A 21,577-nucleotide genomic window follows, 5' to 3' on the forward strand; every position below is an offset into this window, starting at 1 on the left:
AGATTGGCATGGGTTACCGGGTGGCAGTGGTCGGCGCGACGGGCAATGTCGGCCGCGAGATGCTCAACGTTTTGGCCGAGCGCGAGTTCCCGATCGAGGAACTGGCCGCCTTGGCCTCGTCGCGCTCAACCGGGGACGAGATCGAGTTTGGCGAGACTGGCAAGATGCTCAAGGTCCGCAATATCGAACACTTCGATTTTTCGGGCTGGGACATTGCCCTGTTTTCCGCTGGTTCGGATGCGGCAAAAACCTATGCGCCGAAGGCCGCCGCCGCGGGCTGCGTTGTGATCGACAACAGCTCGTACTACCGGATGGATCCGGACGTGCCGCTGATCGTGCCCGAAGTGAACCCAGAAGCGATCGATGGCTACAAGGCCAAGATGATCATCGCCAATCCCAATTGCTCGACTGCGCAGATGGTTGTCGCGCTGAAGCCGCTGCACGATGCGGCAAAGATCAAGCGGGTGGTCGTGGCGACCTATCAGTCAGTCTCCGGCGCCGGCAAGCAGGGCATGGACGAACTGTTCGAGCAGAGCCGCAACATCTTTGTCGGTGACAGCAGCGAGCCGGTCAAGTTCACCAAGCAGATCGCCTTCAACGTGATTCCGCACATTGACAGCTTCCTGGATGATGGTTCGACCAAGGAAGAATGGAAGATGGTGGTCGAAACCAAGAAGATCCTCGATCCCAAAATCAAGGTGACGGCTACCTGCGTGCGCGTGCCGGTTTTCGTCGGCCATTCCGAGGCAATCAACCTTGAGTTCCAGGACGAGATCAGCGCCGAGCAAGCGCAGGACCTGCTGCGCGAAGCGCCCGGCGTGATGCTGATCGACAAGCGTGAAGACGGCGGATACGTCACGCCCGTTGAGTGCGTTGGCGATGGTGCCACGTTCGTCTCCCGCGTGCGCGAGGACTCGACCGTCGACAATGGCCTGTCGCTGTGGTGCGTTTCGGACAACCTGCGAAAAGGTGCGGCGCTCAATGCCGTCCAGATCGCTGAGCTGCTCGGGCGCCGATACCTCAAGAAAGGTTGAGGTTTACGATTCGTGGAAGTTATTCAGTCATTTGATGGAACGCCGCTGGCGCTGCACCGGATCGGTGCGGGGCGGCCGGTGATCCTGCTCCATGGCCTGTTTTCCAGCGCGCAGATGAATTGGATGAACTGGGGGCAGGCCCAATTGCTGGCCGATGCCGGTTTCGAATGTCTGATGCCGGACCTGCGCGCTCATGGCGAAAGCGGCAAGCCGCATGACCCTGCTGCCTATCCCCCCGATGTTCTGGCGCGCGATGCAATTGCCCTGGTCGCGGCGCTGGGGCTGACCGATTTTGACCTGGTTGGTTTCTCGCTTGGCGCGCGAACTTCGGTCCGTGCGGTGATCCATGGCCTGAAGCCCCGCAAGCTGGCGCTGGGCGGGATGGGGCTGGAGGGCCTTGCTGGCTGGACAGGCCGCGCGGCCTATTTCACCGATGCGATAGACCGCTTTGAACAGGTCAAGCATGGCGATCCGGCCTTCCCAGCCGTTTCGTTCATGAAGACGATGAAGGTAGACCGCGTGGCGGCCCGACTGCTGCTGCAAACCTTCAGCGATACTGATCCGGCAGCACTGGCGGCACTGACCATGCCGACACTGGTGGTGAACGGGGATCAGGACCGCGACAATGGCTCCCCCGACTTGTTGGCCGACGCGCTACCCAATGCGACGCTGGTCACCGTTCCCGGCACCCACATGAGTTGCGTTACCAAGCCGGAACTGGGTGAGGCTATCCGGGATTTTCTGCTGGTGTGAAGCCATTTGCCGATCGGTTCTTGACCGCGGCTGCATGCCCCGCCAGCGTGATGGGCAACGACCTGCGGGTCGTGGATTTTTTGATGAGGATAAGCTCCATGAAGAGGATCGTTTCGCTCGCTGCGCTGGCTACTGCGCTGGTGGCCTCGCCGGCCCTGGCGCAGGATGCCAAGACCCCGCAGGCAGAGGCTGACGCCTTTGTCGCGAAGGCAGAGAAGGACTTCAACCAGGCCGTGATCGAGGCTGGCCAGGCCGGCTGGGTCTATGAGACCTATATCAATCAGGACACCGAGGCGCTGACCGCCCGCGCCGATGCGGCGATCACGACCATGATGGTCAAGAATGCACTGGTCGCCGCGAAGTATGCCCAGACGCCGAACCTGTCCTATGATACCGACCGCAAGCTTGACCGCATGCGCACCGCGATCACGCTCCCCGCGCCGGCCCGCGATGGCGCTGCTCAGGAAATGGCCACAATCAAGGCCCGGATGCAGGGCATTTATGGCAAGGGCAAGGGCACGCTCAATGGTCAGCCAATCAACGGCAGCGACATTGAAGAGCGGATGGGCACCAGCCGCAATCCCGATGAGCTGAAAGAAATGTGGACCAGCTGGCATGACAATGTCGGCAAGCCGATGAAGGACGATTATGCGCAGTTGGTCGCGCTGGGCAACGAAGGGGCGCAGGGCTTGGGCTTTGCCGATGTCGGTGCGCAGTGGCGTTCCAACTATGACATGAGCCCGGAAGAATTCGCCGCGCTGACCGAGAAGCTGTGGCAGGAAGTGAAGCCACTTTATGATAGCCTTCACACCTATGTCCGCGGCAAGCTCAACGCCAAGTATGGCGACGCCGTTCAGGCCAAGACCGGCCCGATCCGCGCCGACCTGCTGGGCAACATGTGGGCCCAGGAATGGGGCAACATCTATGACATCGTCGCCCCGGCGGGCGCTGGCGATGTCGGCTATGACGTTACCGAACTGCTCAAGGAAAAGAACTACGACCCGATCAAGATGGTCAAGGCGGGCGAAGGGTTCTTCTCATCGCTTGGCTTTGCGCCGCTGCCCAAGACCTTCTGGGAACGCTCGCAGTTCGTGAAGCCTCAGGACCGCGAAGTGGTCTGCCACGCTTCGGCCTGGGACATCGACAATGTCGAGGACCTGCGCATCAAGATGTGCATCAAGGTGAATGGCGATGATTTCACCACGATCCACCACGAGTTGGGCCACAACTATTATCAGCGCGCCTACAACAAGCAGGCGCCGCTTTATCTCGATGGAGCCAACGACGGCTTCCACGAAGCGATCGGCGATGCCATCGCGCTGTCGATGACGCCCGAATACCTGGTGCAGATCGGCCTGCTTGATCGCAGCAAGGTCCCTTCGGCAGACAAGGACACCGGCTTGCTGCTGCGCCAGGCGATGGACAAGGTGGCGTTCCTGCCGTTCGGTTTGTTGGTTGACCGGTACCGCTGGCAGATCTTCTCGGGCCAGGTGAAGCCCGAAGGCTATCAGCAGGCCTGGACCGACTTGCGCCTGAAGTACCAAGGCATCGTTCCGCCGAGCCCGCGCGGGGCCGACGCCTTTGACGCTGGGGCCAAGTACCACGTGCCGGCGGTGGTGCCATACACCCGTTACTTCCTGGCTCGGATCCTGCAGTTCCAGTTCTACGAAGCGGCCTGCAAGGCAGCCGGCTGGAAGGGACCGCTCCACCGCTGCAGCTTCTATGGCAACAAGGAAGTAGGCAAGAAGTTGAACGCCATGCTCGAAATGGGCGCATCGAAGCCCTGGCCCGATGCACTCCAGGCCTTCACCGGCACTCGCGAAATGAGCGGCAAGGCGATGATGGCCTACTTCGCGCCACTGAAGAAGTGGCTCGACCAGCAGAACAAGGGCATGAAGTCCGGCTGGTAAGCCTGGTCGTGGGGCATGGCTTTGGACATGCCCCACGCCTCTGGCGTGTCCGTGTTGACACGCATTGTAAGCTGCTCACTTGCATGCCAGTCTCCGGATCGATTTTACGGGGGGATGACCATGCAAAAATCAAAGCCACTTGCCGCCGCGCTCGGCGTGCTGTTGATTTCGGGGTGCTCGGGCGGCGCAAGTACGTCGGCCGCCGTCGATGTTGCCGCGGTCGAAGCCGCTGCCCATGGCGGTTATGTCGCGGCAATCAACAGCAACGATCCCGAAAAGCTCAAGGCCGTCTTGACGGATGATGTCGTCTTCCAGGCCCAGGGCGCTCCGGAACTGATCGGCAAGGCCGCCGTTGGTGAATGGGTGGCCGGCTATTTCTCGGCCTACCAGACCAAATGGGAAAAAACCTCGCACGGCTTCACGGTCAGCGGCGACTGGGCTTTTGAACGCTATACCTACAAGTCGATCGACACCGACCGGAAGACCGGTGCCGTCACGACGGACGTGGGCAAGGGCATCAACATCTTCCGCAAGGGCAAGGACGGCCAGTGGCGCGTCGCTGTTGATGGCTGGAGTTCCGACAAGCCAGCCTGAGCCTTAACGGAACGGCGGTTCCTTGAAGGCGCGCAGCTTGCGTGAATGAAGCTTATCACCTTCGGCGCGCAGCAGATCGCAGGCCGTAGTGCCAATCAGCAGATGGGCTGCAATCGCTTCCTCATAGAAGCGGTTGGCCTGCCCCGGGAGCTTGATCTCGCCATGGAGCGGCTTGTCCGAGACGCAGAGCAGGGTCCCGTATGGCACGCGGAAGCGATAGCCTTGTGCTGCGATCGTGGCGCTTTCCATATCGATCCCGATTGCGCGGCTCTGGCTGAGGCGGCGGGCAGACTGGGTATAGCGCAGTTCCCAATTGCGATCATCGGTCGTGGCGACAGTGCCGGTGCGCATCCGTTTTTTCAGGTTGGCACCGGTATCGCCGCTGACTTGCTCGGCGGCCTGCGCAAGGGCGATCTGTACTTCGGCAATTGCCGGGATCGGAATTTCGGGCGGCAGCACGCAGTCCAGCACATGGTCATCCCGCAGGTAGGCGTGGGCCAGCACATAGTCACCGATCCGCTGGGTATCGCGCAGGCCGCCGCAGTGGCCGATCATCAGCCAGGCTTCGGGGCGCAGCACGGCCAGATGGTCGCAGATCGTCTTGGCGTTGGACGGGCCGACCCCGATGTTGACCAACGTGATGCCCATCTTGTCCTCGCGGACAAGGTGATAAGCCGGCATCTGGTGGCGCCGCCAGGCGGTGTCTGACAAGCGGTCCCGGGCGTTTGGCACAGCCTGTTCGACCAGCAGTCCACCGGCACCGGACAGTCGCACATACTCATCCTTGCCCAGCTGCGTGCCCGCCCAGTCTACGAACTCGTCAACATAGCGGTGGTAATTGGTGAACAGTATGAATCGCTGGAAATCCTCTATCGGGGTGCCGGTATAATGCGCCAGACGGGCCAGGCTAAAATCGGTCCGCAGGCCATCGAACAGTGCCAGCGGCAGGTTGCCGTCAGGATCGTTGATTTCGATCCCGTCGGCCAGCTCGTCGCCGATCATTGCCAGTTCGGTAGAGGGGAAGTGGCGCGCCATATCCTGCGGGCTAAGCCCGCCAAGGCCAGAGCTGGCATCGATTACGTAAGGAAATGGGATCTCTTGCGTCGACCGGCCGACGGTGACCTCGATGTCATAGTCATCGGCCAGTAACGTCAACTGTTCAGCCAGGTAATCGGCGAACAGGGCGGGGCGAGTGACAGTGGTGACGAAATTGCCGGGATGGGCCAGCCTGCCAAAGGCACGGGCCAAATCGGGGCGCGTTTCGGCACCGGCGTAGGCAATTCGCAGTTCGGGATAGCACCAGGCGCGCGCCACACGGCGTTCGGCGGGGGGAAGGGTTCCGTTGGCGGCGAAATTCGCGATGTCGGAACGCAGGGTGGCGATGGCTTCGTCGTAAACGCGGACCAATTCCGCGATGGTCTTTTCTAGGTTTAGCATCGCGGGCCTTTAGACAGATCGCGATGACATTTCAATTACGTTGCGGTTGAAACCTGATCTGAAACGAAAAAGGGGGCGCCGAAGCACCCCCTTGATCGTGTTGCGAAAGCGTTGAAGCCTTAGGCTTCTTCGCCCTCATCGGCAGCTTCCGGAGCAGCGGCCGGGGCTTCAGCCTCGGCTTCCGGTTCTTCGCCGTTACCAGCTTCGAAGTCGGTCGCGGCAGCAGCAGCGGCTTCGTCTTCGAACATGGCAGCGATAACATCGACGCCCTTGGCCTGCTGGTCAGCTTCGTCGGGCGAACGCGCAACGTTCACCTTGACCGTCACCGATACTTCCGGGTGCAGCGAAACCTTGACGTCGAACACGCCGATGGTCTTGATCGGGCGTTCCAGCACGATCATCGACTTCGACACGTCGGCGCCATCGGCGTTCAGCGCATCAACGATGTCACGCACCGAAACCGAACCATAAAGCTGGCCCGAGTTCGACGAGGCGCGAATCAGGATGACCGACTTGCCTTCGACGTTACCGGCGTGGCCCTGGGCTTCAGTGCGGCGCGCGGCGTTGTCGGCTTCGATCTTCGAACGGTTGGCTTCGAAAACCTTGCGGTTGGCTTCGTTGGCGCGGAGCGCCTTCTTGTTGGGCAACAGATAGTTGCGAGCGTAGCCGTCCTTGACGGTCACGACATCGCCGATGGTGCCCAGCTTCTCGATGCGTTCGAGGAGGATGATTTCCATGGTCTCTCTCCCCTTACTTCACGAGGTAGGGCAGCAGGCCCAGGTGACGGGCACGCTTGATGGCCTGGCCCAGTTCGCGCTGCTTCTTGGCAGAAACGGCGGTGATGCGGCTTGGCACGATCTTGCCACGCTCAGACATGTAGGTCTGAAGAAGGCGCGTGTCCTTGTAGTCGATCGCGGGGGCGTTCTTGCCCGAGAACGGGCACGACTTGCGGCGGCGGAAAAATGCGCGGGCCATCTCTTAGAACTCCTCGCGTTCGCGGCGCTTGCTGCGCTCACGGTCCTGCTTGCGCATCTGCACCGACGGGCCGGCTTCCAGCTCGTCAACGCGAACGGTCAGCCAGCGGATCACGTCTTCGTTGATCGCGGTCTGACGCTCCAGCTCGGCAACGGTGCCGGCGGGCGCTTCGATGTTCAGCAGCACGAAGTGCGCCTTGCGGTTGCGCTTGATCTTGTAGGCCAGGTTCTTGAGGCCCCAGGTTTCGGTCTTGGTGACCTTGCCCTGGTGGGCTTCGACGATTTCCGTGGCGGCGGCGGCCAGCGCATCAACCTGCGCCTGGCTCAGATCCTGGCGAGCCAGGAAAACATGCTCGTAGAGCGGCATGTCATGCCTTTCATCTATCTAACCGATCGCTGGCGATCCGCGGGATTGCGGGGCCCCTCCGGCTTTCTTGGTTCCCGGAATCGCTTCCGGGAGCGTCGGCCTTTAGCGGTTTGCGCTTGTAATGCAAGCCTTGCGGCGGCGGCAAAGGCTTGGCAAGCAGCGCGCTTCCATGAAACTCGGGGAGTTAAGCTGTCATGCCAACCGGACTCGTTGCCCTGCTCGACGATATTTCGGTGATCGCCAAGGCCGCGGCAGCTTCGATTGATGACGTCGGTCTGGCCGCGACCAAGGCCGGAACCAAGGCCGCCGGGGTGGTGATCGACGATGCCGCGGTTACTCCCAGCTATGTCACCGAATTCACCCCTGATCGGGAGCTGCCGATCATCTGGCAGATCGCCAAGGGTAGCTTGAAAAACAAGTTGCTGATCCTGTTGCCCGCCGCCTTACTGCTGAGTGAGTTCCTTCCTAATGCGATCACGCCGCTGCTGATGCTGGGCGGGTTGTTCCTTTGCTATGAAGGTGCGGAGAAGGTGCTCGAAAAGCTGGGCGGGGCCAAGCATGGCGAGACGCTGGAAGATCCGATCGAGGACATGGCCAGTTTTGAGCAAGAGCGCGTTTCGGGTGCCGTGCGGACCGACTTTATTCTCTCGGCCGAGATCATGGCGATTGCCCTGGCAGAAGTTGCCGATGAGCCGCTGCTTAGCCGGGCGATGATACTGGCCTTGGTCGGGATCGTGATCACCGCTGCGGTCTATGGTGCGGTCGCGCTGATCGTGAAGATGGATGACATCGGCCTGCACATGGTTAGGGAACGCACCAGCAGCGCCGCCAAGGCATTGGGCCGCGGCTTGCTGCACGCCATGCCGCGGTTGCTCACTGCTCTGTCTGCCATCGGCACTCTGGCGATGCTATGGGTTGGTGGTCACATACTGGTCGATGGGGCCAAGAAGCTTGGCTTCAAGCCGCCCTACGAGGCAATCCACGCGGTTGAACACGCTGTGCATGGGGCGGCGGGAGCGCTCGGCGGCGTGCTTGGCTGGCTGGCCAATTCCACGCTCTCGGGCATTGTTGGATTGATCCTGGGGGCCGTCGTTGCCTTTGCCTTGCACAAGGCACCAGCCATGCTTGGTAAGTCAGCCCACTGAGTTGAGCACCTCGTGCGCGAACAGGCTCAGCGAATCATCGCGGGCCCCCATGATGACAATGCGATCACCTGGCCGAGCCGTCGCGGCCATATGGCGCCCGCATTCTTCCCGCAACGGAATGTAATCCGACTTTCCGCCGTGCTCGCGGATCAGATTGACGATCCGCTCGCTGCCTTCGCTTCGATCGACCGTACCGCCGAAATAGACGGGATCGCACAGCAGGGTCAGGTCTTCCGGCCCCAGCAGGCGCGCGAAGACCTCGGCCAGTTCGTGCCCCATCTGCCGCAACGGGCCATAACCATGCGGCTGGAAGAAGGCGATGACCCGGCCTGGATGGGCTTTAAGTGTCCGCAGGGTCGCGGCGCACTTTTCGGGGTTGTGGCCGAAATCGTCGATCACGGTCACGCCCGATGGGCTGGTGCCGACGATCTCAAAGCGCCGCGCGAGTCCGGTATATGAACCAAGCGCGGTGACGGCTTCGGCAACTGAAACCCCAGATGCATTGGCAGCGGCAATTGCGGCCAGCGCATTGGCGAGGTTGTGACGACCCGGCACTTGCAGCATGAGCGCGTGGCTTGTTCCATCGCGACGGTCCAGGACAGTGGAGCTGATTGACGTGGGACTTTCGGCAACTGAACCGGACGCAACGCCGATATCTGATTGTACGCTGTCGATCCCGAAGCGGATCACCTGCTTGGCGCGGGGTGCGAGGGCCATGCATTCGGGATCATCAGCATTGAGGGCGGCGACTTCGGCGGCGGCGAGGAAATCCCCGAACAGCAGCCGCAGCTCTTCCATCGACTTGTGATCAAGGCTGACATTAAGCAGCACCGACACCGCCGGTCGATAAAGCGCGATTGAGCCATCGCTTTCATCAACCTCGCTGACGAAAGTGTCGCCATTGCCGACTCGCGCTGAAGCAAACGGAGCAGCAGGCGCGACAAAGTTCTTCATCACCGCGCCGTTCATGATCGTGGGATCGTGGCCCGCGCTGGTCAGGATCCAGCCGGTCATGGCGGTCACGGTACTCTTGCCACTGGTCCCGCCGATGGCGACCCCGCGCGGAGCCGCATTGAATAGCCGCGCGAGCAATTCGGCACGGCTCATCCGCGCGCAGCCCAGTTCACGGGCACGGACCATTTCAGGCACGGTATCTTCGATCGCTGCCGAGGCAACCAGCACCTGGCCTGCCGAGGTTATGCCGCTGCCATCCTGCGGGAACAAGTTGAAGCCATCGCGCTCCAACCAGGCGAACTTCTCGGGTGTTCGGCCCTGGTCACGGCTTCGGTCCGACCCGGCCACGGTGGCGCCGTGGCCCTTGAGGATCAGTGCCAGCGGCAGCATGCCAGAGCCGCCGATGCCGCAGAAGAACCAGGGGTGCAGAGTAAGTTCGCTCATACTCCTTCCGGTATGCGCCCTTGCCTCGCCTGACAACCAGGTTAGGAAGCGTCATGCCCAATGTAGCGATTTGCGCCCCCTCTGCCGCCTTTGCCAAGGAAGATGCCGATCGCGTCCTGGCCTTGGCGTTAGCCGAGTTTCCCCAAGTTAAGCTTCACTTCCATCCTCAGTGCTTTCTGAGTGAGGGACACTTCGCTGGGCCCGATGCAGCGCGGCGGGATGCCTTGGTGGAATGCGCCAACGATCCTGCTTTTGACGCAGTATGGTTTGCACGCGGCGGCTATGGCGCGGCGCGGATAGCCGAGGATGCCTTGGCAAGGTTCGATAATGCGGCGCAGGACAAGCTGTTTCTTGGTTATTCGGACGGCGGCACGCTGCTGGGCGGGCTCTATCGCAATGGTATCGGCCTGCCGGTCCATGCGCCCATGCCTGCGGATATCCGGCGGGCAGGGGGCGATGCGGCCGTCCGGCGTTCCCTTGCCTGGTTTTCGGGCGACCGGTCAGGTGAAGAGCCTGCGCAAGATGGACAGCCGCGCGTTGCCTTTAACCTGATGACCTTGACGATGTTGTGCGGCACGCCGCTCATGCCTGGGCTGGCCGGCCATGTGGTGCAGGTGGAAGAGGTCTGCGAATACCTTTACGCGGTAGATCGGCTGTTTTTCAACCTGACTGTGCACCTTGGCGGGATCGCCGGGCTGCGACTGGGCCGTATCAGCGAGGTGCCTGAGAATGATCGCCCCTTTGGCGCAGAACCGGAAGAAATTGCGCGGCATTGGTGCCAGCGCCATGCGATTCCGTTCCTCGGGACAGCCGACATCGGCCATGATATCGACAACAAGATTGTACCCTTCGGGCTTGCCCGCTGAGCTGCCAGCCAATAGGCGCGGGAGCGAAGCCAAGGGAGTGGACCATGCGAGCTTTCGTTTTTCCGGGGCAGGGCAGCCAGAAGGTCGGCATGGGTGCTGATCTTGCCGAAGCCAGCGTCATCGCGCGCGAAGTATTTGAAGAGGTTGACGACGCCCTCGGCCAGAAACTCTCCGCTATCATGCGCGAAGGGCCGGAAGAAACCCTGACCCTTACGGAGAACGCGCAGCCTGCGATCATGGCCAATGCCATTGCCGTGCTGCGGGTGTTGGAAAAGGAGGGTGGCATCGCCCTGGCCGACAAGGCAAGCTTTGTGGCTGGCCATAGTCTTGGCGAATATACCGCTCTTTGCGCGGCCGGGGCATTCACTCTGGCCGATACGGCGCGCCTGCTGAAGCTGCGCGGACAGGCGATGCAGGCCGCGGTGCCGGTGGGCGTTGGATCCATGTGCGCTCTCCTCGGTGCCGATATCGACAAGGCGCAGAAGCTGGCTTCGGCTGCGGCCGAAGGCGAAGTATGCACTGTTGCAAATGACAATGACCCAACTCAGGTCGTGCTATCGGGCCACAAGGGCGCGATTGAGCGGGCGATCGGATTGGTCAAGGATTTCGAGATCAAGCGCGGCGTTGCCCTGCCGGTCTCTGCTCCGTTCCATTGCACGCTGATGCAGCCTGCGGCCGATGCCATGGCCGAGGCACTCGGCAAGACACCACCCGGCACGCTGTGGGTGCCGCTATATGCCAATGTCACGGCCGCCGTGGTCAGTGATCCGGCCGATGTGCAGCGTTTGCTGGTTGAGCAGGTCTGCGGCCGGGTCCGCTGGCGCGAAAGCGTGATTGCCATGCATGCAACTGGGGTCAAAACGTTCGTTGAGCTGGGCGGTAAGGTGCTGGGCCCGATGATTGGCCGCACTGTTAACGATGTAACCGTGACCAGCGTGGTCAGCATGGCCGATATTGAAGCGCTGGTGAAGGAGCTGTGATCATGGACCGTATGTTCGATCTTTCCGGAATGACTGCTCTTGTTACTGGCGCTGCTGGCGGCATCGGCTCGGCAATCAGTCATGCGCTGGCACGGCAGGGTGCGCGTTTGGCGCTGTCGGGCACCAATCCTGGCAAGCTGCGCGCCTTCCGCGAAGAGCTGAACGACACCTATGGTCATGACCATGTCGAGATCACCTGTGATCTATCTAACGCCGAACAGGTCGAACACCTGGTTCCCGCCACGGTCGATACGCTCGGCAAGATCGATATCCTGGTGAACAATGCCGGGATCACCCGCGACAACCTGGCCATGCGGATGAAGGACGAGGAATGGGAACAGGTCATCAAGGTTAATCTTGAAGCCGCCTTCCGCCTGATGCGCGCAGCAACCAAGCCTATGATGAAGGCGCGCTTTGGCCGGATCATCACCATCACCAGCGTGGTTGGCGCAACCGGCAATCCCGGGCAGATGAACTATGCCGCCGCCAAGGCCGGCCTGGTCGGCATGTCGAAGTCGCTCGGCCAGGAAATCGCCAGCCGCGGGGTTACGGTGAACTGTGTGGCGCCAGGTTTTATCCGCACCGCCATGACTGACGTGCTGCCAGACGCGCAAAAGGATGCGCTTAACGCCCGGATTCCGATGGGTCGGATGGGCGAGGGCGAGGATATCGGTGCGGCCGTGGCTTACCTTGCCAGCAAGGAAGCCGGCTACATCACCGGACAGACTCTGCATGTGAATGGCGGGATGGCGATGCTCTAATCCAGTCCGGAACGCTGGATTTATCCCCAGTTTAGCCGGGAATCGGATGCGGTAAACTTGCCCGGTGGCCCCCCAGCGCTAAGAACGGTCGAGTGAATTTCCGGCGCTGCGGCCGATTCCGGCTGTGCGTCTTGTGGGGACGAAAGACCGATCATGAAGGCCACCATCGAACGCGCGACGCTTCTCAAGTGCCTGTCGCACGTGCAGTCCGTCGTTGAACGGCGCAACACGATCCCAATCCTGTCAAACGTACTGATCGAAGCTGCTTCGGACGGCACAGTGAAGATCATGGCGACCGACCTTGACCTGCAAGTGGTCGAAACGCTTGGCGCCGTTTCGGTCGAAGGCGCAGGTGCGATCACTGTCTCGGCGCACCTGCTGTTCGATATCGCCCGCAAGCTGCCCGATGGCAGCCAAGTTAGCTTGGAAACTGCCGACAATCGCATGACGGTGAAGGCAGGCCGTAGCCGCTTCTCGCTGCCAACCCTGCCGCGCGATGATTTCCCGGTGATCGTCGAAGGCGATCTGCCGACCAGTTTTGAGCTGCCAGCCGCCACGCTTGCCCAGCTGATTGATCGCACCCGCTTTGCGATCAGCACGGAGGAAACGCGCTATTACCTCAACGGCATTTTCATTCATGTCAGCGACGATGAGCTGAAGGCCGCCGCGACTGACGGGCACCGCCTGGCCCGCTTCACGATCAAGCGCCCGGATGGCTCTGAAGGTATGCCCGACGTGATCGTACCTCGCAAATGCGTGGCCGAGCTGCGCAAGCTGCTGGAAGAAGCGCAGGATGCCAATGTTCTGATTGACCTGTCGGCCAGCAAGATCCGCTTCACCCTGGGTGGCGAAAACGGTGTAGTTCTGACCAGCAAGCTGATTGACGGCACCTTCCCCGATTACAGCCGGGTCATCCCGACCGGGAATGACAAGCTGCTGCGGCTTGATCCGAAAAGCTTCTGGCAAGGTGTGGACCGCGTTGCGACTATTGCCACCGAAAAGACCCGCGCGGTCAAGATGGCGCTCGATACGGATCGCGTGACGCTTTCGGTCACCTCGCCCGACAATGGCACGGCTTCGGAAGAAGTCCCGGCTGATTACAAGTCGAGCGGGTTCGAAATCGGCTTCAACGCCGGCTACCTGAAGGATATCCTTGGCCAGATCGAAGGCGATACGGTTGAACTGCACCTGGCCGATGCTGGTGCGCCGACCCTGATCCGTCAGGATGACAAGAGCCCGGCGCTCTATGTGCTGATGCCGATGCGCGTCTAATCTGCTTTACCTGGCCCCATAGGCTTGATTGAATGGGCGCGCCGCGATCGGCGCGCCCAATTCGTTTCCGGGAGAGAACCATGACCACGACCGTCCAGGTAAAGCGCAATGCGCTCGCTGAAACCCGCATCGCTGAGCACGGCGATGCGCCGCTTGGTGATGGCGAGGTGCGGTTGCAAGTGGAGAGCTTCTCGGTCACCGCCAACAATGTGACCTATGCCGTCGCGGGCGATGCTTTCGGTTACTGGAACTTCTTCCCGGGAGAGGGGGGCTGGGGCGTAGTGCCAATGTGGGGGCATGCGGTGGTCACTGAAAGCCGCCACCCGGACATCGTGGTGGATGAACGTGTTTACGGTTATCTACCGATGGCTAACAGCCTTGATGTACTGCCTGCGGGGGTGAGCGCCAGCGGCTTCACCGATGCAGCGGCTCATCGCCAACCAATGAGCCCAATTTACAATCAGTATAGCCGCCTTGCCGCTGATCCCGAACACGATCCGATGCGTGAGGGAGAGCGGATGATTTTTGGACCGCTATTCAAGACCGGCTTTCTGATCGAGAGCTTTATGCGTCGTGAGCGCTGGTTCGCGGCGGAGGCAGTCGTGATGACTTCGGCCTCGTCCAAAACAGCAATGGGGCTTGCCTCTGTCGCGCGTCATCGCTCGCCGGGGATCAAACGCATCGGCCTGACTTCGGTCGGGAACGTCGATTTCGTGCAGCGCAGCGGGTTCTATGATGAAGTGATCGCTTACGACGACCTGCCCCGTCTGCCGCAGCTGACCTCAGTGTTGGTGGATTTTGCTGGTAATGCAGCGCTGATCCACGGCGTGCACACCATACTGGGTGATAACCTCAAGTATTCCTGCACCGTCGGGGCAACCCATGTTGGCGCCGGGTTTGGCAAGGACAATGGTCCGTTGCCAGGGCCTGCGCCAGTTCTGTTTTTCGCTCCTGACCATGCGGTGGCAGCGATCAAGGCGCTTGGTACCAAGGCCTTTGGTGAAGCTGTGGGCGAGAGCTGGCTGCGCTTTATCGCCGAAGCCGGTGGAGCACTGACAATCGACGTCCGCCACGGCCTGCAAGCTGCGCGAGACGCCTATCTGGCGACGCTTGGTGGCAAGGCCGACCCGGCGGTGGGGATCGTGATCCGGCCCTGATGAAGTTGATTTACAATCGCCATCCCCGCTTTCGCAGGGATGGCGATTGAAGGGTAAAGCTCACTCCGCTGCTTCCAGCAGGTCTGCCCGCTGGGGGCCACGGATAAGGCCGCCTGGGGTGGCACCGGTCCATGCCCCATCCTTGAAGGTCACAACGCCAGTTTTGATCGTGCAAACATAGCCTTCGGCTTTCTGCAGTAGACGCTTGCCGCCAGCGGGCAGGTCAAAGGCCAGCCAGGGTTTGCCCAGCTTGACCTTGTCGAGGTCGATGACATTGAGATCGGCAAGGTAGCCCGGGGCAATGATCCCGCGATCGTCCAGGCCATAGAGCCGAGCCGTGTCGCGGCACTGACGCTTGATTGCGTTTTCAAGGCTGATCTTGCCGCCGCGCTTGCGATCACGGACCCAGTGCTGGAGCATGAAGGTGGGGCTGGCCGCATCGCAGATCGTGCCGCAATGTGCCCCGCCATCGGACAGCGAGTTTACCGTATCGTCGCTATACTGCAGGGCCTCAAGGAAATCGAGGTTGCCATCGGCGTAGTTGAGGATTGGCAGGTAGATGAAACCCTTGCCTTCATCGCGGCACAGCAGGTTATAGGCATATTCATCAGCCGAAACGCCCGCAGCGGCGGCGCGGGCGGCGATGCTTTCGTCTGCCTGCGGCTCATAGTTGAAGTCCGGGTCCATTTCGAATTGCATGGTCCAGCCACCGCAGACCACCATGATCAGACCGATAATGTCCTGGTTGACCTGCGAAAAGTCGTTCTGCTCGGACAGCAGCTTTGCCTTGAACGCCGGATCAAGCAGCTTGGCCTTCTGCTGCTCCCACGGCAGTTCGGAAATGGCCTGGAAGCTTGGGCGCAGGCGGAATGGGTTGACCGTACCTTGCCACGCCATGATGATGCCGTTCCCCCGCAGCGCGATCTGGGCGACAATATTGGCACCGTTATCGTTCTCGGCGCGCATGCAGGCGATCTGCTCGTCAAGCGGCATTTCCTTGGCGATCGATTGCAGCGCTGCATAGGTGCAAGGCAAGCCGGTTTCGCGGCTGAGAGCACCCATCCAGCCGAACTCATCCCATTCGCGGCGCATATCACTCGCCATCTCGAACACGCCGTGGCCGACGCGGCCCATTGCACGGCCAATCTCGATCAACTCTTCTTTGGTCGCCGTTGTGCCGGGCACGACTTCGCCGTCGATCGAGCGGTGTAGCACCGTCCGACTGGTGGAAAAGCCGAGCGCCCCGGCCCGCACCCCGTCCTCGACGATATCAGCCATCTTCTGGATATCATCAGCTGTCGGGATCGCTCCGGGTTGTTCACGATCACCCAGCACATAGGCGCGTACTGCACCGTGCGGTACGTGTGTGCCAACGTCGATCGAACGCGGCAAGCGTTCAAGCGCATCAAGGTACTCGGGGAAGGTTTCCCAATCCCATTTCATCCCCTCTGCGAGTGCCGTCCCGGGAATGTCTTCCACACCTTCCATCAGCCCGATTAGCCAGTTGTGGCGATCCGGCGCGGCCGGTGCGAAGCCGACACCGCAATTGCCCATCACCGCTGTGGTCACACCGTGCCACGATGAAGGGGCCATTTCCTGATCCCAGGTTGCCTGACCATCGTAGTGGGTGTGTACGTCTACAAAGCCCGGCGTTACGATCTTACCGGTGGCGTCAATCTCATCTGTGGCGTCGCCTTTGAAGGTGCCGACTGCCGCGATCAGACCGCCCTTGATTGCAACATCGCCAGTAAAGCGCGCTTCGCCGGTACCGTCGACAATCGTGCCACCGCGAATGATCAGGTCGTAACTGGGCATGGCTTCTCTCCACTGGGCGCGACTCTCAGGGTACGCGCCTTTAACCGTGCGATTAAAACATGGCTTCTGGATGGGGGCAAGGAGAGAACGGGTGCTATTCCCCCAAGGCCCGAATCATATCGGCCACATCGACGAATTTCTCACGCGGGGCACCATCGCGGGCGCGCTGTTCTTCTGCGGCCTCGATCTTTTTCCAGTCGCGGAATGTGACGACATCAAGTCCGCGTGCCTCAGCCAGTGCATCAAAGCCTGACCGACCGACCTTGTCGGCGCCGTCACCGATGTCTGCAGCGATCAGTTCGATCACGGCAAAGCCATCTGGACGGTTGGTGCCGATCGTTCCCGAAGGTCCCCGTCGCGCCCAGCCGACACAGTATAGACCGGGTAAAATGCGGCCGTCGTCATTGGCAAAGCGGCCGGCGCTTTCCTCAAACGGTACGCCGGGGATCGGGCTGCTTTTATAGCCGATGCAGGTGACGACCAGGCTGCAGGGGATCGTGTAGATCTCACCCGTACCGCTCGCACGACCGTCCGCGTCAAGCACGGTGCGTTCCACTTCGATCCCGCCGACCTTTCCATCGCCCATGATAGCGTGCGGGCTGGCGAAGAAATCGAAGTCGATCTCCACCGGCTTATCAGCGCGAAACTCCTCCGGGATCGCGGCGTAGCTGCGCAGGTGGCTCACGGATTTGCGTTGGCCGGGTTCAAGGAACAGGTCTTCGCCGTCAGCCGGCAGGTCGGCGAGATCGACCCGTGGGCAGGCGCGTTGCAGATGCGCCAACTCGCCCAGTTCCTTGGGCGTCATTGCGATCTGATGCGGTCCGCGGCGTCCGAGGATAACAATCCGGGAAATGCGCGACCGTTGCAGCGAGTGGAGTGCATGGGCAACGATATCGCTGCCGGTGAACTCGCTTGCGGACTTGGCCAAGATCCGTGCGACATCGAGTGCGACGTTGCCGTTGCCGATCACCACGGCGGTGCTGCCCGTCAGGTCGGGGCCCAGCTTTGCGAATTGCGGGTGGCCATTGTACCAGCCAACAAAAGCGGCGCTACCAAATACATTGTTGAGGCCTTCGCCAGGGATGCCTGCCGGCTTGTCATTCGGCGCGCCCGTGGCCAGGACCACTGCGTCATAGAGACCCTGTAGCTCAGCAATCGTTAGGTCTTCACCGATCGTAACATTGCCGACAAACCTGACATTATCGGACAGTGCCGTGCCTTCATAGCGCCGGGACACGCCTTTGATGGATTGGTGATCCGGTGCAACGCCGGTGCGGATCAGGCCATAGGGGACCGGCAGCATATCAAAGATATCCACCCGGACATCATCCCCCCACTGCTTCTGCGCTGCTTCGGCGGTATAGTATCCGGCAGGACCCGAGCCGATAATCGCGATGTGGCGCATGAACCGGTCTGCCTCCCGCTGGTACGGGGCCGATCCTGGCCAGACATCCGCAAGATCGAAAGCGCGTCAGCGCTGCCGGGCTCACCTGCCTAACCCGATACCAGCCTCTCCGTCCTTGTTTCAGCGAACAGGATGCCTCGCCTATCGGCCCATTGCAACCCGCGCCTGAGGATTAGTCATCACGGCTGTGCCCTTTTGGTAATGCCATAGCCTTTCATGAGCTTAACGCTTTTGCAAAGCCATTCTGGCATTTGCCGCAGGAAATGGTCGCAAAGCACACCAATAAGGAACCAAGGCCAGCCCTTTCTGCGCAGGGCGGAGCGCGGCAGCGCAATGCTGTTCACGACCGGTCTTTAGTCGATGACAATTGGCGGTTGATGGCGCCAGTCATGGCTGCTGTTGGCCTGGTCACTGCAGCTTCGAACGGCATTGTCCTGAGCCTGACAAGTATCGCTCTGCTTGCGGTAGCGATCTGGCTGGTTTGGACTATACGGCGCGTCAACGCACGTGAACAGCTGCGCAGCCATGATGAGCTGCGCCGCCAGATCCTTCACGGTCTCCACATCAGCATGCCGATGCTTCTGTTTGGCATGGCGATCGGTTGGTGGACTGAAAAGGTCCCCATGATCAACTGGCGTGATACCATCAGCGCGCCAATAATTGTCTCAGCGTTGGCGGCGGTAATCTTAAACCGTCGGAGCGCCAGCATATTGGCGGCGACAGTGTCAATCTGGCTTGGCGTTGCGCTGGTTGCAGGCAACTTGAAGATGGTTTTGATCCTGGCTGGAGGCGCCACAATTGGGATCCATGCCGCCATCAGGCAAGTTCGCAGCGATCGCGTCGCGGCCGAAATAGAGCGGCAGCGACGGCACAATCAACTGCGGGCAGAGCAGTTGCTCAATGAGTTTGAGGAGAGCGGGCAAGGTTGGTTTTTTGAGACAGACCGGCGCGGCGCACTACTCTATATCTCGCCGATTGTTAGCAAGGTTCTGGGGCGGGGCCCGCAGCATCTGATCGGCCAGCCGTTCAGCGAGTTGTTCCAGCCTGACGCAGAGGAGGGCGAACGGACCCTGACCTTTCACCTAACCGCCAGGTCTGCTTTCAACGAGTTGGCGCTGCGTGCAAACTTTCCGGGCGAGGAGAGGTGGTGGTCGATCAGTGGCCGTCCGCTGCACGACGAGTTCGGTAGCCAAGCTGCAAAAGTGAGCGAGAAAAATGACCGGAGGAATCGTCTTTCCTCTTCGCATGATACGCGACCTGCTGGATAAACAGCCATTCCAGTTGCCGATCATCCTTTAGCACGGCGAAAATGATGGGGGTTGAGCGCGCACTCCCTCATATCCTTAGTGCACCTGGGACCTTTGCTGATTTGCCTTTCAAAGCCGCCGGCAGAGATGAAGGGCTATGGTCGTCAATCGCGGGCCGGGCGCAGTTTGCCAGCACAGCTAATTTCAAGGGCTATTTGGCGATGCCTCGGATATTACAGTAGCGCGATAGTCTCACAAAGATGGGCTGCGGATCGTGCATTATGGCTCCCTATCTGGCCCGGCGAACCGATCCTGTGGGATGTTCCTGGTCGATCTAGATCGCTTCAAACAGGTCAGCGATACGCGCTGGGCTAAGTGCTGGGGACGAATTGTTCAAGCAGGTCGCGCAACTGCAAGAGCGTACATTGGACCAGAGAACCTCTTAGATTGGGCGTTCAAGATCGCCCGAGTTGGCGATCGATGCCCTTGGGCAGCTTTGGCTTATCGCTTTTCAGATTGTTGCCGGTTCTGGAGCCGCGCAAGCGCGAGGCAAATGTACCCGCACGGCTTTTCGAGGCGGTGACAGTGCTCCGACTAGCTGCTAACGGCGGGGGAAAGGTTCCGGAAGTTTTATGACTGATCTATCAAGTATCCGTAATTTCAGCATTATTGCCCATATTGACCATGGTAAGAGCACCCTGGCGGACCGGTTGATCCAGTTCACCGGCGGGCTGACCGAGCGTGAGATGTCGGCGCAGGTGCTGGATAACATGGATATTGAGCGTGAGCGCGGGATCACGATCAAGGCGCAGACGGTCCGCCTGAAGTACAAGGCCAAGGACGGCAAGGACTATGAGCTGAACCTCATGGACACGCCCGGCCACGTTGACTTTGCCTATGAAGTGTCGCGCAGCCTGGCCGCCTGCGAGGGCGCGCTGCTGGTCGTCGACGCCGCGCAGGGGGTTGAGGCGCAGACCCTGGCCAACGTCTACCAGTCGATCGAGCATGATCACGAGATCGTCCCCGTCATCAACAAGATCGACCTGCCCGCCGCCGAGCCGGAAAAGGTCAAGGCCGAGATCGAGGAAGTGATCGGCCTCGACGCCTCCGAAGCCGTCCTCACCAGCGCCAAGTCCGGCATCGGGATCGAGGACGTGCTCGAAGCCGTGGTCAAGCGCATCCCCCCGCCCAAGGGCGATGCCAATGCCCCGCTCAAGGCCATGCTGGTTGACAGCTGGTACGATCCCTACCTTGGCGTGGTGATCCTCGTCCGCGTGGTCGATGGCACGATCCGCAAGGGCCAGCAGGTCAAGTTCATGGCCGGCGGCACCGAACACCTGATTGACCGGGTCGGCTGCTTCACCCCCAAGATCGAGCAGCTGAGCGAGCTGGGCCCCGGCGAAATCGGCTTTATCACCGCACAGATCAAGGAAGTGGCCCAGGCCCGCGTGGGTGACACGATCACCTCCACCAAGGGCGGGGCGAGCGATCCTCTGCCGGGCTTCAAGGAAGTCCAGCCGGTGGTGTTCTGCGGCCTGTTCCCGGTTGACGCGGCGGACTTTGAAAAGCTGCGCGAGTCCATCGGCAAGCTGCGCCTCAATGACGCCAGCTTCAGCTTTGAAATGGAAAGCAGCGCGGCCCTGGGCTTTGGCTTCCGCTGCGGCTTCCTGGGCCTGCTCCACCTGGAAATCATCCAGGAACGCCTGACCCGCGAATATGACCTGGACCTGATCACCACCGCCCCCAGCGTGGTCTACCGCATCCAGCTGCGCGCCAGCCGGACCGACGATGCGCGCGAGATCTATCTCCACAACCCGGCCGACTACCCCGATCCCAGCCGGATCGAGCAGATCGACGAACCGTGGATCAAGGCGACGATCTATACGCCCGACGAATACCTCGGCAGCATCCTCAAGCTCTGCCAGGATCGCCGCGGCATCCAGACCGGGCTGACTTACGTGGGCGGCCGCGCCCAGGTGTCTTACGAGCTGCCGCTCAACGAAGTGGTGTTCGATTTCTATGACCGCCTGAAATCGATCAGCCGCGGCTATGCCAGCTTTGACTATGAACAGATCGGCCTGCGCGAGGGCGACCTGGTCAAGATGGGCATCCTGGTCAACAACGAGCCCGTCGACGCGCTCAGCATGATCGTCCACCGCTCGGTCGCCGAAACCCGCGGCCGCCACATGTGCGAACGCCTGAAAGACCTGATCCCCCGCCACCTGTTCAAGATCCCGATCCAGGCGGCGATCGGGGGCAAGGTCGTCGCCCGCGAAACCATCAGCGCCATGCGCAAGGACGTGACCGCCAAATGCTATGGCGGCGATATCACCCGCAAGAAGAAGCTGCTGGAAAAGCAGAAGAAGGGCAAAGCCCGGATGCGGGAATACGGCAACGTGAGCATCCCGCAGGAAGCCTTCATTGCGGCCTTGAGGATGGGTGAGGAATAGGCCCCGGCACTA

The 21,577-nt window shown here is 60.9% G+C and carries 19 protein-coding genes; 12 read left to right on the top strand and 7 right to left on the bottom strand.

The window, feature by feature from the left end; genetic code table 11:
* Positions 1 to 8: 8 nt before the first annotated feature.
* From RQP55_RS04780 to RQP55_RS04795, 4 genes are all read left to right on the top strand, one after another.
* Entirely contained in the window at positions 9 to 1,034 is a 1,026-nt protein-coding gene (locus RQP55_RS04780; protein WP_315609050.1) for an aspartate-semialdehyde dehydrogenase, read from the top strand.
* A gap of 12 nt (positions 1,035 to 1,046) precedes the next feature.
* Positions 1,047 to 1,787, top strand: coding sequence for an alpha/beta fold hydrolase (locus RQP55_RS04785; RefSeq protein ID WP_315609051.1), 741 nt, complete (start codon positions 1,047 to 1,049; stop codon positions 1,785 to 1,787).
* A gap of 98 nt (positions 1,788 to 1,885) precedes the next feature.
* Positions 1,886 to 3,697, top strand: a complete 1,812-nt coding sequence (locus RQP55_RS04790; RefSeq protein WP_315609052.1) for a M2 family metallopeptidase — start codon at positions 1,886 to 1,888, stop codon at positions 3,695 to 3,697.
* 114 nt (positions 3,698 to 3,811) lie between these two features.
* Complete coding sequence (locus RQP55_RS04795; protein ID WP_315609053.1) at positions 3,812 to 4,291, top strand: nuclear transport factor 2 family protein; 480 nt, start codon at positions 3,812 to 3,814, stop codon at positions 4,289 to 4,291.
* A 3-nt stretch (positions 4,292 to 4,294) separates the two neighbouring features.
* Here the strand turns inward: RQP55_RS04795 and RQP55_RS04800 are convergent, their stop codons facing one another.
* The 4 genes from RQP55_RS04800 to rpsF form a co-directional block, all read right to left on the bottom strand.
* Positions 4,295 to 5,728 (bottom strand): AMP nucleosidase, encoded by a 1,434-nt coding sequence (locus RQP55_RS04800; RefSeq protein ID WP_315609054.1) that lies wholly within the window; start codon positions 5,726 to 5,728, stop codon positions 4,295 to 4,297.
* A 119-nt stretch (positions 5,729 to 5,847) separates the two neighbouring features.
* Positions 5,848 to 6,465 (bottom strand): 50S ribosomal protein L9, encoded by a 618-nt coding sequence (gene rplI / locus RQP55_RS04805; RefSeq protein ID WP_315609055.1) that lies wholly within the window; start codon positions 6,463 to 6,465, stop codon positions 5,848 to 5,850.
* A 13-nt stretch (positions 6,466 to 6,478) separates the two neighbouring features.
* A complete protein-coding gene (rpsR, locus tag RQP55_RS04810; RefSeq protein WP_315609056.1) occupies positions 6,479 to 6,703 on the bottom strand; it encodes a 30S ribosomal protein S18 in 225 nt (74 codons plus the stop codon).
* A 3-nt stretch (positions 6,704 to 6,706) separates the two neighbouring features.
* Entirely contained in the window at positions 6,707 to 7,069 is a 363-nt protein-coding gene (gene rpsF / locus RQP55_RS04815) for a 30S ribosomal protein S6 (RefSeq protein ID WP_315609057.1), read from the bottom strand.
* Positions 7,070 to 7,263: 194 nt separating this feature from the next.
* On the opposite strand from rpsF, the gene RQP55_RS04820 reads away from it, so the two are divergent.
* A complete protein-coding gene (locus RQP55_RS04820) occupies positions 7,264 to 8,214 on the top strand; it encodes a DUF808 domain-containing protein (RefSeq protein ID WP_315609058.1) in 951 nt (316 codons plus the stop codon).
* Here RQP55_RS04820 and RQP55_RS04825 read toward each other — a convergent pair.
* Positions 8,203 to 9,612, bottom strand: coding sequence for a glutamate ligase domain-containing protein (locus tag RQP55_RS04825; protein ID WP_315609059.1), 1,410 nt, complete (start codon positions 9,610 to 9,612; stop codon positions 8,203 to 8,205). The two genes, RQP55_RS04820 and RQP55_RS04825, sit on opposite strands and share 12 nt — an antisense overlap.
* Positions 9,613 to 9,665: 53 nt before the next feature.
* Between RQP55_RS04825 and RQP55_RS04830 the strand changes: the two genes are divergently transcribed.
* From RQP55_RS04830 to RQP55_RS04850, 5 genes are all read left to right on the top strand, one after another.
* Positions 9,666 to 10,478: an LD-carboxypeptidase gene (locus RQP55_RS04830; protein WP_315609060.1), complete on the top strand. Its 813-nt coding sequence runs from the start codon at positions 9,666 to 9,668 to the stop codon at positions 10,476 to 10,478.
* A gap of 44 nt (positions 10,479 to 10,522) precedes the next feature.
* Complete coding sequence (fabD, locus tag RQP55_RS04835; RefSeq protein WP_315609061.1) at positions 10,523 to 11,458, top strand: ACP S-malonyltransferase; 936 nt, start codon at positions 10,523 to 10,525, stop codon at positions 11,456 to 11,458.
* 11 nt (positions 11,459 to 11,469) lie between these two features.
* Entirely contained in the window at positions 11,470 to 12,219 is a 750-nt protein-coding gene (gene fabG / locus RQP55_RS04840; protein WP_315609293.1) for a 3-oxoacyl-[acyl-carrier-protein] reductase, read from the top strand.
* 153 nt (positions 12,220 to 12,372) lie between these two features.
* Positions 12,373 to 13,491, top strand: coding sequence for a DNA polymerase III subunit beta (gene dnaN, locus RQP55_RS04845; RefSeq protein ID WP_315609062.1), 1,119 nt, complete (start codon positions 12,373 to 12,375; stop codon positions 13,489 to 13,491).
* An 80-nt stretch (positions 13,492 to 13,571) separates the two neighbouring features.
* Positions 13,572 to 14,648 (top strand): DUF2855 family protein, encoded by a 1,077-nt coding sequence (locus RQP55_RS04850; protein ID WP_315609063.1) that lies wholly within the window; start codon positions 13,572 to 13,574, stop codon positions 14,646 to 14,648.
* Positions 14,649 to 14,708: 60 nt separating this feature from the next.
* Here the strand turns inward: RQP55_RS04850 and RQP55_RS04855 are convergent, their stop codons facing one another.
* On the bottom strand, positions 14,709 to 16,463 hold the full coding sequence (locus RQP55_RS04855; protein ID WP_315609064.1) for a D-aminoacylase: 1,755 nt from the start codon (positions 16,461 to 16,463) through the stop codon (positions 14,709 to 14,711).
* 94 nt (positions 16,464 to 16,557) lie between these two features.
* On the bottom strand, positions 16,558 to 17,868 hold the full coding sequence (locus tag RQP55_RS04860; protein ID WP_315609065.1) for an FAD-dependent oxidoreductase: 1,311 nt from the start codon (positions 17,866 to 17,868) through the stop codon (positions 16,558 to 16,560).
* Between the two features lie 251 nt (positions 17,869 to 18,119).
* On the opposite strand from RQP55_RS04860, the gene RQP55_RS04865 reads away from it, so the two are divergent.
* Together RQP55_RS04865 and lepA are read left to right on the top strand one after the other, a co-directional pair.
* A complete protein-coding gene (locus RQP55_RS04865; protein WP_315609066.1) occupies positions 18,120 to 19,136 on the top strand; it encodes a PAS domain-containing protein in 1,017 nt (338 codons plus the stop codon).
* Between the two features lie 611 nt (positions 19,137 to 19,747).
* Entirely contained in the window at positions 19,748 to 21,565 is a 1,818-nt protein-coding gene (gene lepA / locus RQP55_RS04870; RefSeq protein ID WP_315609067.1) for a translation elongation factor 4, read from the top strand.
* Positions 21,566 to 21,577 lie beyond the last annotated feature (12 nt).

Origin of the sequence: Novosphingobium sp. APW14, from assembly GCF_032337075.1 — a bacterium.
Lineage (GTDB): Bacteria > Pseudomonadota > Alphaproteobacteria > Sphingomonadales > Sphingomonadaceae > Novosphingobium.

What these genes read in the sequence shown, in the direction of transcription:
- RQP55_RS04855 (WP_315609064.1), bottom strand. Translation starts at nt 16,463, where the DNA reads ATGCCCAGTTACGACCTGATCATTCGCGGTGGCACGATTGTCGACGGT.
- RQP55_RS04790 (WP_315609052.1), top strand. Translation starts at nt 1,886, where the DNA reads ATGAAGAGGATCGTTTCGCTCGCTGCGCTGGCTACTGCGCTGGTGGCC.
- RQP55_RS04825 (WP_315609059.1), bottom strand. Translation starts at nt 9,612, where the DNA reads ATGAGCGAACTTACTCTGCACCCCTGGTTCTTCTGCGGCATCGGCGGC.
- rpsR (WP_315609056.1), bottom strand. Translation starts at nt 6,703, where the DNA reads ATGGCCCGCGCATTTTTCCGCCGCCGCAAGTCGTGCCCGTTCTCGGGC.
- RQP55_RS04780 (WP_315609050.1), top strand. Translation starts at nt 9, where the DNA reads ATGGGTTACCGGGTGGCAGTGGTCGGCGCGACGGGCAATGTCGGCCGC.
- RQP55_RS04860 (WP_315609065.1), bottom strand. Translation starts at nt 17,868, where the DNA reads ATGCGCCACATCGCGATTATCGGCTCGGGTCCTGCCGGATACTATACC.
- RQP55_RS04820 (WP_315609058.1), top strand. Translation starts at nt 7,264, where the DNA reads ATGCCAACCGGACTCGTTGCCCTGCTCGACGATATTTCGGTGATCGCC.
- RQP55_RS04795 (WP_315609053.1), top strand. Translation starts at nt 3,812, where the DNA reads ATGACCATGCAAAAATCAAAGCCACTTGCCGCCGCGCTCGGCGTGCTG.
- RQP55_RS04800 (WP_315609054.1), bottom strand. Translation starts at nt 5,728, where the DNA reads ATGCTAAACCTAGAAAAGACCATCGCGGAATTGGTCCGCGTTTACGAC.
- dnaN (WP_315609062.1), top strand. Translation starts at nt 12,373, where the DNA reads ATGAAGGCCACCATCGAACGCGCGACGCTTCTCAAGTGCCTGTCGCAC.
- RQP55_RS04830 (WP_315609060.1), top strand. Translation starts at nt 9,666, where the DNA reads ATGCCCAATGTAGCGATTTGCGCCCCCTCTGCCGCCTTTGCCAAGGAA.
- fabG (WP_315609293.1), top strand. Translation starts at nt 11,470, where the DNA reads ATGTTCGATCTTTCCGGAATGACTGCTCTTGTTACTGGCGCTGCTGGC.
- fabD (WP_315609061.1), top strand. Translation starts at nt 10,523, where the DNA reads ATGCGAGCTTTCGTTTTTCCGGGGCAGGGCAGCCAGAAGGTCGGCATG.
- rpsF (WP_315609057.1), bottom strand. Translation starts at nt 7,069, where the DNA reads ATGCCGCTCTACGAGCATGTTTTCCTGGCTCGCCAGGATCTGAGCCAG.
- rplI (WP_315609055.1), bottom strand. Translation starts at nt 6,465, where the DNA reads ATGGAAATCATCCTCCTCGAACGCATCGAGAAGCTGGGCACCATCGGC.
- lepA (WP_315609067.1), top strand. Translation starts at nt 19,748, where the DNA reads ATGACTGATCTATCAAGTATCCGTAATTTCAGCATTATTGCCCATATT.
- RQP55_RS04850 (WP_315609063.1), top strand. Translation starts at nt 13,572, where the DNA reads ATGACCACGACCGTCCAGGTAAAGCGCAATGCGCTCGCTGAAACCCGC.